Source organism: Arthrobacter arnarulunnguaqae (assembly GCF_051262515.1).
Taxonomy (GTDB): Bacteria; Actinomycetota; Actinomycetes; order Actinomycetales; family Micrococcaceae; genus Arthrobacter_N.
This window is the reverse complement of record NZ_JBIMER010000004.1, coordinates 225,021-237,457: the sequence shown is the minus strand read 5'-3', so window position 1 is coordinate 237,457 and position 12,437 is coordinate 225,021. Positions and strand designations below refer to the sequence as shown.

Genomic DNA, 12,437 nt, shown 5'->3' with positions numbered 1-12,437 from the left:
ACTCCTCCCCGTGCTGCCCGAGATCCGGGATGGTGTACCGGACCCGCCCCGGAGCGAGTCGTTGCTTGCTCCAAGGAGTAGCCGCGGTCGCCCACGCCTCGAACGCGTCCTGGACGTCCGCCAGTTTCCCGGGACCCGTGTCGTCCGCGGTGAAGGCGAGGTGCAGGTCGCGACCGGCGTCGTCGATCTCCACGGTGGCGCCGGTTTCGCGCGCGGCGTGTTCCGCGGCGCTTCTTACGGCCCAGTAGAGCGCGCCGGCGATCTCGGTGGCGCGGTGCCGCGTGACGATCCCGTCCCATTCCCACTGTTCCGGGTCTTCCTCGATGCTGACCACCGTCGTGCTTTGGATGCGGTCCGGGTTCGTGGGACGCGGCGTGTTGAGGACGAAAAGCGCGTTCTGCCCGACTTCAAGCTGCTCGACGCTGAGGACCGGTCGGACGAGGAAGTCCTCGGGGTCCGCGTTGGCGTCCGCGCCGGGAAGGCGCATAAGTCCCATCAGCCTGGTGTCGAGCAGGTAGACCGTGCCGGAGGCCGTGGTGATGCGCTTCCGGTGTTCGCCCGGACCCGAGAGACCTCGTGGCGGCGGGGTCGGCTCGGAATCAAGGAACGTGTACGCGATGAGTCCTTCGTCGTTGGTGCGCCGTCGGTGCCATCCGAGGCGACCGGTGGCGATCAGCGGTTCGAAATGCTCCTCGCACGCCGAAATGGATGCTCGGAACGCGATGGTGATGGTGTCTCCGCCGTGGCGGACGTCCAGCGGCGTGGGGACGCCGCCGGACATCCGGGTGGCCGCGCGCCCGGCGAGATCCCGGACCCGGCGCCGGTAGGCGTCGGCCGCGGCCGTGCCGTGCGCACGTCCCGCCCCCGGATCCACGATGTCGTCCCACGCCCAGACCGCGGGGTCTTCCTCGATCTCGGCGACGGGCTTTGTCACCTTCGGCGGGATCTCGTCCCGGGGCAGGGCGTAGTGGATGACGGCCGGCTGGCCAACCTGCAAGGGTTCGACACGGCTTATCCGGGTCGGGTGGCGGCCCGCGATCGCCCGGAGCGGGTCGTCCCCTGGCAGCGACACCATGCGGCGGGAGGCCAAGTCGACGAGGTAGAGCTCGCCGGTGACAGTGGTGAACTGAAGGCGCTTCATGGGCCCATTGTTGCCCACGGGTCCGACATGCTTGTGCCGCGCGCCAGGTTCTCGGTCATGCGTCATCGCCACGTCACGGCTTTTATACGAATCGACCACCGGGACCGGCAATCCTGCCCGTTGGCGGCGCGGTCGACCCGGGGTTCACCATGTTCTGGCATTTCCGCGGGTCCGGTCGCCTTGCACGGCAGAGCGGAGCACGCCGTCCACGAACCCGGTGCCGACGGTTTCGCCCATCCAACACACCAGGGCCTTGAAGATCGCCGCCTGGATCTCCGCCGTGTAGGGCACACCCTCGTTGCCGGCGAGGATCCGCGCGTCGTTGTCTATGTGGCCAAGCATCGGGGTGTCCAAGTGGATGGTCGCTTGTTGGGGGATCATGCTGGCGGGAGTGCTCGACAGTGGGTTCGGTTCACGGCGACAGCCGCCGTCGCCGGGCTTCTGTCCCGTGGCGTATGTGCATCGGTCATGGCTGGGCTGGGGACCGGTCGAAGGCATCGAGTCCGAGCACCGCGGGCCCTCGAGTTGTGCTCGGGCCGCATGTCGAAATTGACGCGCTGGACCCAGGCGTCAAAGCCGAAGGCCACCGCCGCGTTGGCGTTGACTGCGTACCAGATAGCCATGGCCAGCGCACGCGATCTTCCCGGTTCGTTGACCGGAACGGCTCGCCCATCCGCATGCAAGGGTCGAATAGGGCGCCCCGTCATGCCCGCAGGTCCCTTCATCCCTCATTGCCTCATTGCTTCACTGGTCCATTCGTTCAATAGCCGATTTGAGCAATGGCGCACTGGTGCATCTGCCTAGTGGGTCATTGGAGCAATACATGGTGCGCTGAGACTGGATTTAGCCGAGCCCGTTTTTTTCGGGCATGGGAGACGGCGGTGCCATGCCCCGATCAAGGGACGCAGTCGTGTGTGGCCGCGATGAACGTGAAGACCGGCAGGTCCCGCTGCGGGGAGACACGGGGAGCCGAACGGGAAGGAAGCCCCTCCGGGGAGGGGTGAACCGCTACGGGTGGCGGTGGCAACGTGGGGCTTCGGCCGCTCGGCGGCCGGGCTGGTGGACCATCGGCGCGCCGCAGCGGACGTCTTGCGCGGCACGAAGCCCCAGTGCGCCACACGGCGTATCAGTGTGACAGTGTGCCGCTGTGCCGCCCCGCTGTATCAGTGTGACAGTGTGCCGCTGTGCCGCCCCGCTGTATAAGTGTGCCGCTGTGCCGCTGTAACAGGTAGACAGTGTGCCGCTGTATCAGTGTGACAGTGCGCGTTGTATGCCTGATCCACGGCCACGCCTTGGCCCTGGATGCGCCAACGAGGAACAACCTGGTCGATCCGCGTCCGACCCCGCGCCATGCCCAGCGAACGATCGCCCAGGGCGCCGGGCTCCCGGGAGGGCCAACCGGCAAGTTGCACATTCGTCGAATGGCCCACTTGGCGAATAACCAATTCGAGCAATGTGCAACTGGCGCATTGGTCCAATAGGCCAACGCACGCGAAAGGCCGCGATGGACGCGTTCGCCAATTTGCCCAGTGGTCAAATGAACATGCCCACCTGCGGCCGTCCCGGTGCCACTGTGCTCCAATGTCCACGGAGTTGTGTGCGCCACGGGAGGAAATCGGGACAATGTCCACGGCACACGGGACGGTGTGACCATCATGTGAACGGCGCGGCCACCGTACCGTCGGACGGGGTTATGGACAGCCGGCTACGCGACGCCTCCCATTGCCTCCGCGGGTCGCGCCGGTCGCTTCCGAACGCACCGTCATTTGGCGCAGCCAACCCATCAGGCCCAAGGCAAATTTCCCCCAAGAACAACCACGCGACTTCCCCTAACCCCCTATAAAGCGTGGGATCCATTCGGCGGGATGGGACCGGCGATCCAGGGCGGTGTCGTTTGGGCGGCTACGCGTCCCGCAGCGACGACTCGTGCTCAAGTCCGTGCAGGCAACCAGGAACGTGAATGGCGGCCGAGTAGGGGCACGAGCGGTGCGTGTACCCGCCGGCGGTGGGTGGTGGCGCGGCTGGGTTTTCGGTGCCCGACGGCGCACATCCGGCAGCGGGCCGGCCGAACGGCCGCGGTGCGGATGCTCGCCGAACCCGCGTGAACCGAACCCCCCGTCCCCGTACTCGTGGTGGTGGGGGTGGCGGGGTTCGGTGGGTCTTTGGGGGATCCACCGGACCCCGCCCGGGCGTTGGGGGCGGGGGTCATGCGGCGCGCAGCCAGTGGGGGACGTGCGCGAACGTGTTGGCGAGAAGGAGTCCGGGGTCGTAGCCGTCGGCTGGGTCGAAGGACAGCCCGGCGAGGGCCGCGCTGCGCCACCTGCCGGCCCCGCCGGTCCGGCCCGCGGGCACGTCGGCACGGAACTCGGCGAACGCCTCGGACACCTCGCGCGGGCGGGGAAACCAGTCGCTCCACGCGGCCACGCCGATGCGGGTGCGCGGGGCGTCCCGGTCCAGCGCGGGCCATCGGGCGGTGGCCCGCAGCAGTGCCCGTTTCATTCCGGCGGTCCCGTCGCCCAGGCGCCGGTCCCCGGGGTGAGGGGCTGTCAGGAACACCACCATCAGGCCGGTCTGTTCGAGCGGGTTCCCTGCCATGAAGCGTGCCCAGCGGTTCGCCTTGCCCTCGAGGCGCGTCGAATGGTTGGCGGTGAGTTCGATTGCGATCCGGAACCCGTCGTGGCGCACGATCAGGGCGTCCCCCCGCATGGGCCACGGTTCCCGGTCCGCGGCCAGGAGAGCGCCGGCGCCGTATTTTTCGCCCAGGACCGCTGCCACCCAGGGCAGTTCCGCGGCGCGGAGCGCGACCTCCGCGGCGAGGACGTTGTGACGGTCCCAGCTGGCTGTTGTCTGCCAGGGCAGGCCGCCGGTGGCCGCGAATCGTTCGCGTGGCCGCAACAGCTCGCCCACGGCCTGAAGGCGCTCGGCAGGGCCGCGCCGGTAGAGGACCGGGGCGGCCAGGTTTGGGTTGAGGGCGAGGGCGGGGAACGTCCCGACTTCGATGGCACCGAACGTGCACAGGGCGCGGACCGGGGCGGATCGGGGATCGAGCAGTCCGGGGTCCCCGGTCGTCGCCGCGGCCTGCTCGGCGGTCACGGTGCCCCAGGCGTCGACGCATCCCAGCAGCCCGGCGACGGCCGTGCGGCGGGCACCTGTGAGGGTGCCGGCCGCACGGGCGGATGTCATGCGCCGGCCGAGCCCGGTGCCGCCGGGGGGCGGCCACGCCGCCTGGCTGGTCCCGGCCCACAGCGGGGCCCAGTACGGGTCGGTGCGCTCCGCCGTGTCCAGCATGTGGCTCATGTTTCCTCCTCCATCTTCGCGGTGGGTTCGGTCTCCGGTTGGGTGTGGATGCCATCTCGTCCCGTTGCCGTGGCAGATCCGGGGTTCCTTGGCGCAAGGTTCACGCGAGGGCGTTCGGGCTGCCCGGTCGCAGGGAGTTCGGACCCGCGTGCGGGGCGGCCGGACGGGGTCCTGCGGGGCATGGTCGCAGGGGCTGTCGGCGTTGCCGCGGCGTCGCCGACGGCGGTGTCGCCGCAGATCGGTATTCCCAATTGTCCGATGGAACCCTCCACCCGTTGCGTGATTATGCTTCTTCATGGGCGGTTGACGTGGCACCCTTCTGACAAGCCCATGCGCACAGAAGGTGAGGCACGCGTGACGCGCCCCCGGTCCTCCCGTAGCCGGGGATGTGAGGTCATTAGGTACCCGGGGTTGGGTTCGCGCTAGGCTGCTGCGTACGCTTCGATCAGCTCCTTGCGGGTCCGGGTGTCCTGCCGCATCCCGACCGTTGCGATCTCGCCGAACGGCACCACCCTGTTTTCGACCATGCCGCGCTCCGGTCCGCTGAGGTCTGTGTCGTCGTCCGTCTGCCCGAAGCCCAAGGCCTCGTTCCACACCGACAGGTCGATTTCCCAACCATAGAGCGCCGAGGTAACCCCGGCGTAGGGGCGGCGCTTGACGGTCTTGCCGCGCTCGGAGAACTCCAGCTCCAGCTCCGCCGCATCGTGGTTCCGTGCCATGTCCTTGAGGATCTTCTGCGTCCCCGCCTTCAGCAAGAAGACCTTCCCCCGCTCGACCTTCCCGAGGCACTGGGGCATGCGGGCCTTCACGTCATTCGGGGCGACCGGTTGGCCCCAGCACGCGGTTCCGTTCTCCAGGGCCTCGGCGAGCACCTGGATGATTGGGGCGTGCGTGGCCTCGGCGTCTTCCCCGAAGCGTTCGCGGTGCCGCAGCCACGCCTCGACGATCTCGTCCCTGCGCGCCTTCATCCATGCCTTCAGGCTGGCCTCCGGGTTTGAGAGGAGGCCCACGGCGCCGCCGGCCTTCACGGCCTGCATCAGGGTCCGCGTCATCGCCCGGTAACCGGCGAGGATCGGGGCGACGATGTCGCGGTCGCGCTCGGTCAGCCCCACATCGTAGGTCCCCAGGATCTCGTACTCCCGCTGGCGCAGGTGCTGCATGACCGCGTCCAGCTCCGCCCGCGGGTTCGAGGTGCCTTGGACCATCCGGAGCGCGTTCACGATGACCGCCGACAGCAGGATCGACTGGGCGCGGTTCTCGGTCAGCTTCGCCAGGGCCGGCTTGATCCGGCCGTGCCCCTTCAGCAGGGAGCCCCCGTCGGCCGGGGTCCAGGAGAACGTGCGCTGGGCGGTGCTGGCCTCCATGCCGAGCACCTTGATGTTCTCGCCGGTGATCAGCGGGACACGGACCGAGAACGGCAACTCCGGGGCATTGATCCACCCGCCGCCGGGCGCCTGGACCGACTTGCGCGGGAGCGCGTCGGCTTCGTTCGCGATGCGCATGGCGGCGTCGACGGTGTCGCGCAGCTCCTGCTGCTTCTGCGCGTTCGGCTTCTTCCGCGCGTCATCCATCCCGATGACCAGGTTGTTCCCGTCGAGCATGCTCCGGGTCAGGGCCGCGACCGTGCCGTTCAGCTTGATGGCGGTCCGCTTCCCCCAGGCTGGTCCGTACCAGAGGCCGCAGATCTTCAGCAGCTCCGACTTTCCGGATCCGCGCTTCAGGAACAGGGCGAACCCGCCCTGGACCTGCAGGCCCAGCGCCGAGGCCATCACGGCGCCGGTCTGCGCCGTGTGGAAGGACACGAAATCGTCGGTCAGCAGGTCCCGGGCGTCGTTCCACTCCTTGAACGCGCGGATCACCGCGCCGGGGTTTTCGTCGGGGTCGACGTACACCAGGTCGACCTCGGGCAGGCTCTCGGCCTTCCCGCGGATGTTCTCGCGGAACCCGGTCGCGGTGATGCTCCCGTTCGTGCCCAACCACACCATGTCCCCGCGGTCGATCCACAGGCCCGTCGTGGCGATGATCTCCGCGCGCTCGGCCTGCTTCTGGGTCGCGGACCACGCCTGGAAGATGTCCGGGGCGTGGTTCCGGTCCACCACCGGGATGATCCCGCACGTCAGGGTGCTGAAGGTCTCCGGCACGTTGGAGTAGGTCGCGGTGAGCAGGGAGAGCGGCTTCCCCTCGAAGGTGGCCATTTCGACGCGCTCCTCGCCGTCCGGGCCCTCGGTCAGCCACGAGGCGACCCCGTCCATGGTGGTCCGGGAGAGGGCGCCGACGAACGGGCTGGTCAGCACGGTGAGCTTCGTGATCATCACCGCGGCCTCCGCCCAGGGCACCATCTGGTAGGACGGGGCGCCGGTCAACTTGTCGAGGACCCTTTCGACCCCGAAGGTCACCCCGCCCTGCAGGTCGGTGGTGCCGACGTTGATCCGGGCGAGCTTGCCCTGCAGGCCCGGGCGCTCGCCCAGCGGTCCGGCGAGGGCTTCGAGGTCATCGAACGACCCGCCGTTCGCCATGAAGTCGTCCAGCCCGTCCTTGCCCTCGGCGGAATCCGCGGGCAGGTGCAGCATGAACGCCTCGGCCGCGTGATTCGCGCGGGTCACGTGGCCCAGCATTCCGTTGGCGGCCTCCCACACCGCCGGGTTCTTCGCGGTGTCGGCGTCCATCCCGATCCGTGCGGTGCGGCCCTTCATCTCGAGGCTGGCCCAGTCGACCTTGCCCTTCCAGTTCCAGCAGCCGACCAGCTCGACGAAGAGGACGAGCTCGTCCTGGGGGATGCGGGCCCAGAGGTCGGTCAGGGCCAGCCGGGCGGCCTCGGTGTTCCCGCCGTGCTCGTTCTCCAGCTCCCCGGGCGCCGCGTACTTGGCCAGGTAGGACGAGAGCGCCGAATCGACCTTCAGGAGCCCTTCGCCGAACAGGACCAGCTTCGCGGTGGTGATCGCGGGCATCGGGGTGCAGGGGTGCGTGCCCAGGCAGGTTTCGACCCCAGCCTGATTGACGTACTTGATCGGCTTCCCGTCCTTCAGCGTCGGGTGCGAGGGGCGCAGCTGGAAGGTGGAGCGTTGCGGCGCCGCGCCCAGCGTGGCGGCGGTCATGACGTTGCCCAGCGAGAACCACGGCATGAACATGGCATCGCTGCCGTGCTCGGCGACCGAGCGGGCGATCTTGTAGCCGTCCTTGGCGCGCAGGTCTTTGAAGCCGCAGGAGGCGGCCATGGCCGAAGCGGTGTCCTTCGTGATGTTCTGGTAGCCGCGGGCGGCGGCGACGAGCGGGGCGACCGCGCTCTTCCACAGCTTCTCCGCGCCGGAGGTCTCCTCGCCGAGCGTGAAGCGGTAGGCGTCCATGGTGCGCCCGGCGATCTCCATGTTCCCGTACTCGGGGATGACCAGTTCCCTGCCGGTCAGGCCGGTCGCGGCCACGATGGGGTCGGTGTCTTGGAGGGACGCGGCGGCGATGATGGGGATGACGTTCTGCATTTCAGGCTCCTTTGGCCCTCGTGCCCCGGGGTCGTGATCCTGGGGCGGCTTCGGCGGTCGAGACCGGTTCCCCGTTCTCGTCGAGAGCCGTGCGCCCCATGTCGGGGCGTATGGTCTCTCTTGATACCTATGCGCCTGATCCCTCGACGGGTGTCAGTTCCTGGGATCCGGGTCTCGAAGCACTCCGCGCGGACACTGTCCGGCGGCGGTCCGGGGGGGCCTCCGTCCTCGAACAGACCCGCGTGCGGCGGACGCGGGGGAGTGTCGAGATGCAGGGAACTGTTCTCAGGCGCACCCGGGCCTGGGCGGGATGTCCGCCGCGGTCGGGACCGGCGCCGGGGGCCGTGGTGTTCCAGCTGGTCCAAGCGTTTCCGGGGCCGATCCGTGGGATGTTCCAGGTCCTTGGAACAGGGAAAGCCCCGGAGTTCCGGGGCTGTAGGGGTGTCGTGGCGCCTGTTCCGGCTGTTCCCCGCCGAGAGAGGGAGGGGCCCTGGGTTCGTAGCCGCACACAAAAATGTATGTGTCGACGAACAGACCGCCCTATCTATCTCTTGGAACAATGGAACAGATAGATATGTCTGAGGAAAATGCCGGGAATTCCGAGGATGTAGGGGTGTTCCGGGTGTTCCAAGGCTCTGGAACGGCGGGACTGTCCGTGGAACAGCGACAGTTGCGTGGAACAGACCGCCGTCCGGCGTGCGGGCCAGACCAGTTCCATTCCAGCGAACCCAACGAGCAGGACCGCGCGGGCCGCGGTGGTGCGGGCCCCGGTGTCGACGCGAGCGGGGGCCGCGGCGCTGGGGACTGGCTTCCGGATTCCGGTTTGTCCGGTGCACCCTTGGAACGAGAAAAGGGACCGGCCGGAGCCGATCCCTTTTCTTGCCCGTCGATCAGCCGACCCTCGACTGTGACCCGATCAGCTCATAGTGATGTGCTCGCTCGCCGTGCATGTGGCGCGGCAGTGGTCCCGTCGGGGCGCGGGTCAGCGAACGAGCGATCCACGAGCAACGCCATCACGCCCGGGCACGGCGACCGCACACCATCGGAAGACGCGGGATTCAATCGAAACGCCCGCTTCCCGACGATGTTCGTGCCGGGACCGGCCGCGCCCCGACGCTGGCGGACTTCGCCCGCCGAGAACGCGCCGCCAGGGACCGCGGCACCCGGGGGCCGGAGGCGGCACGCCAGCCCCTTATCGCTCGCCAGGACCCGGAGCGCGGCGTCGACGCGGGGTACTGATCCGCGTAGAGGCCGTACGACCACCGAACGCCTCGCCGCACCGAACGGGACGTCCGCGACGAAGTCCGGCGAACTGGTAGATCCAGAACGGCGCGACGTACACGGTCGTCAAGCGCACTCACCCTGCTGCTGGGCAACGGGCCTACTACTGGCTGGGCGATAACGGTCAAGAGCTCGAGCTCGCGGATGAAGAGGCCGCTGAACTTCTCTAAGGCATGTCTCGATGCTGCTAGTGAGGTGCAGGTTCCCCGTGGCGGCGTAGTGGTCGGTTCCCTCGGTGGATGGGTTGGGCGCCGGGTTCGAGTGCTGGTTGGTGTCCACTGTGTTGCCGGTGTCGTCTACGGGGTTGAGCCGGCAGCGGGCCAGGAGCCCGAGCCGAGGTAGCGGCGACCCTCCGCCCTCTCATCGGTCTGTTCGGCCAGCACCGCCCGACCAACCTGACGATCGCTGCCCGCTGGGGGAAGATGCCCGCCGCGTCGGCCCGGCGGCGGATCTCGCGGCTGCTGGACCAGGGCAGTTCCCTCGGCGTCCGTGCCGTGGTGCCAGGCTGGCCGGAGACTTGGGCGCCGCCATGTCGTCGGCGTCCCCGCAGCGTCGGCACCCGCTGCCCGCGACCCCTCGCCCAAGCGCCCTCTAGCGTGGGGCGCGTGCTTCGCGTTTGCGTCCGGCGCGAGCGGCGAGGAACAGCACGGACCCGACCACCATGTAGGCCGCGGCGCCGAGCCAGATGATCCCGGTCTGTTGCGTGAGGAGTGCGATGCTGGCGATGATCGCGAGGATCGGTACGATCCGGGGGCCGTGAAGTGGGGGTGGTCGACTTTGTCCTTTTTGAGGACGAGGACGCTGACGTTGGCCGAGAGGAATACCAGGAGCAGGAGTAGCACGGTGGTCTCGGCCAGTGTGGAGACATTTCCGGTGAGGGCGAGAAGGATCGTCAATGCGGCGACGACGACGATGGAGACCCACGGAGTGCGGCGTCCCGGCAGCACGCGACCAAAGGCGCTGGGGAGGAGTTCTGCTTCGGCCAGTCCGTAGCCGACCCGGCTGGCCATGACCATGAACAGGAGGGCACCGTTCGCAATGGCGACCAGGGCGATCAGACTGAATAGTCCGGGGGGGGATTCCCACACCGCTGGCCTCGACGACGTCGAGCAGCGGGCCGGTGGATTCGGCGAGTTCGGCCGGGGGCAGGACAATGACTGCGCCGAGGGCGATGAGGAGATAGACGACCGCCGCCGTGGCGATGGCTCCGAAGAGGGCGCGGGGGTAGGCCTTGGAGGGGTTGCGTACTTCCTCGGCCATGTTGGCGGCCGCCTCGAAGCCCAGGAAGGAGAAAAAGGCGACGATCGATGCGGCGAAGGCGCCCTGGAGTGGCGGGACGTCCGGCGCGAACTCGAGGAGCCGGGATGGTTCCCCGTTGCCGCTGGTGAGCACAATGGCGGCGACGACGATGACGAGCACGAGACCGGTGACCTCGATAATGGATGCGACGAGGTTCGCGGTGAGGGATTCTCGCACGCCGCGGAGGTTGATCAACGTCAGCAAGATGATGAACACCACCGCTGCGGGAGCGGCCGGGACATCGATGAGGGCTGTCATGTAGTCGCCCGCGAAGGCATTCGCGAAGGCAGCGGCCGTGGTGATGCCCGAGGCCATCATCAGGAAGCCCACGAGGAATGACAGATACGGGATGCCAAAGGCCCGGTCGACGTATCGTGCGGCTCCTCCGGCGTGCGGGTACTTGGTGATGAGCTCCGCGTATGTCCCGGCGGTGAGCAGCGCCACGACTAATGCGATCAGCAGGGGTATCCAGAGCGCGCCACCGACGTCGGCGGCCATGGTGCCCACGAGGGTGTAGATGCCGGCACCGAGGGTGTCGCCCACGATGAACGCGAACAGCAGCGGCGCTCCGATCGCCCTCCTCAGTCCACCTTGTGGACCTGATTCGGTCGTGCCGGGATCTTCGGTCATTGCACTCTTGGAGTCCGTTTGCCGCCTCTGCGCAATGACTGGGCGGACATAATCCGGTTCCCCTGACCGGGATTCGTGCCGGAGTGCGCGGTCGTTCCGAGGTGGGTGGGGACGGGAGCGCCGCCGTGTCGGCGGAGCTCCCGCGGGGCCGGCGTCCGAGGCCGGCAACCCCTCGGCGACGCGACCTCTGCGTTGCGCGTGGCCGGATGCGATCCGCCGATCCACCGTCGGATCACGGGGCGCCCCTACTCCGGGCCGGCCCGGCCATCCAGAGGCCGGGCACCGGGGGCCCGGCCGGGGGGGGGAGGGGAGCGGTCGGTCCTAGCGTTCGGCCGGCGCGGGTGGGGCATGCCCGCGGTGGCGGGCGGGGGCTGTCCGGGTTCAGGAGGGAGTGGTTGCGGCCATAGAAGAAGTAGACGGCCAGGCCGATGATGAGCCAGACCCCGAAGCGGACCCAGGTCTCCCAGTCCAGCTGGAGCATGAGGAACCCGGAGGCCAGCACGCCGAACGCCGGGACGGCATTAGCGGGAGGCGGAAGGTCCGCGGGGCGTCGGGCTTCGTGTAGCGGAAGATGATCACGGCGAGACAGACGACGACGAAGGCGGCAAGGATGCCGATGTTGGTCAGGTCGGCCACGGGGCACAGCGTGGGGCAGGGGTCGTCGATGCGTGTGTTCAGGGCATCCAGATCAGAATGTCCGCCAGACGCAAGAGGGAGAGGGGCCGCCCGTCAGGCGTGGTCTTGGTGGAGGCGAGATCGGCCATCCAGGACGTGTTGTCCCGGATGTCTTCCCACAGCGCCTTTCGGAGCGCCTCCGGACGCCTAGTTCCGTAAAATCGGTGGACTCGGGAGTCGATCAGGGGAACGATGTGCGGCCGACGCCGGTGGAGGACCTTGGACACGGTCACGGCAGTCCACCATTTGACCGGGATGGCGGCCGTGTTCGCGGAGGCAAGACTGCCGGTGGCTGCCTCCAGCGAGGCGTAATCCCCGTAGGACTCGAACGGCCGAGCATCCCGCAGAGCGACCAATGCCTGGTCCAAGGACGCGCGAAGCCGCTGTGCGGCCCCGCCGTCGTCGGTGAAAAGGGGGATGACGTCCCGCGCGCTGAGCTGCAGGCTCAAGAGGTTGGCCATCAGAACGTCGGACGGAGCCAGTGGGGCATCGACAGCGCCCTGGACGTCGTAGGTGTTGAACGCGTAGCCACCGGTTGTGGACGTGTAACGGTCCAACTTGTCGCGCGCGTCGCGCTGCAGCGATGCCAAACCACTCGATGCCATGCCTGGTTCCCCTCGTAGGTCGCGGCGTCCCAG

General features: G+C 68.4%; 5 protein-coding genes and 3 pseudogenes. All 8 read right to left on the bottom strand.

The window, feature by feature from the left end; all coding sequences use genetic code 11:
• Window positions 1-1,141, bottom strand: a 1,141-nt coding sequence (locus ACHAAJ_RS06425) for a hypothetical protein (RefSeq protein ID WP_435727162.1), incomplete at its 3' end; no start/stop codon positions are given.
• 144 nt (window positions 1,142-1,285) lie between these two features.
• Window positions 1,286-1,522 carry a hypothetical protein gene (locus tag ACHAAJ_RS06420; protein ID WP_435727161.1) on the bottom strand — a complete coding sequence of 79 codons (237 nt, stop codon included), beginning with the start codon at window positions 1,520-1,522 and terminating at the stop codon, window positions 1,286-1,288.
• A gap of 1,824 nt (window positions 1,523-3,346) precedes the next feature.
• On the bottom strand, window positions 3,347-4,438 hold the full coding sequence (locus ACHAAJ_RS06415; protein WP_435727160.1) for a hypothetical protein: 1,092 nt from the start codon (window positions 4,436-4,438) through the stop codon (window positions 3,347-3,349).
• 422 nt (window positions 4,439-4,860) lie between these two features.
• Window positions 4,861-7,914, bottom strand: a complete 3,054-nt coding sequence (locus ACHAAJ_RS06410) for a hypothetical protein (RefSeq protein WP_435727159.1) — start codon at window positions 7,912-7,914, stop codon at window positions 4,861-4,863.
• A 1,554-nt stretch (window positions 7,915-9,468) separates the two neighbouring features.
• Window positions 9,469-9,655, bottom strand: a pseudogene (locus tag ACHAAJ_RS06405) (transposase); the annotation flags it as partial.
• Between the two features lie 131 nt (window positions 9,656-9,786).
• Window positions 9,787-11,124: pseudogene (locus ACHAAJ_RS06400) on the bottom strand (APC family permease).
• A gap of 364 nt (window positions 11,125-11,488) precedes the next feature.
• Window positions 11,489-11,760 (bottom strand): annotated as a pseudogene (locus tag ACHAAJ_RS06395) (amino acid permease C-terminal domain-containing protein); the annotation flags it as partial.
• Window positions 11,761-11,798: 38 nt separating this feature from the next.
• Entirely contained in the window at window positions 11,799-12,404 is a 606-nt protein-coding gene (locus ACHAAJ_RS06390; RefSeq protein WP_435727158.1) for a DUF6308 family protein, read from the bottom strand.
• Between the last annotated feature and the right edge of the window lie 33 nt (window positions 12,405-12,437).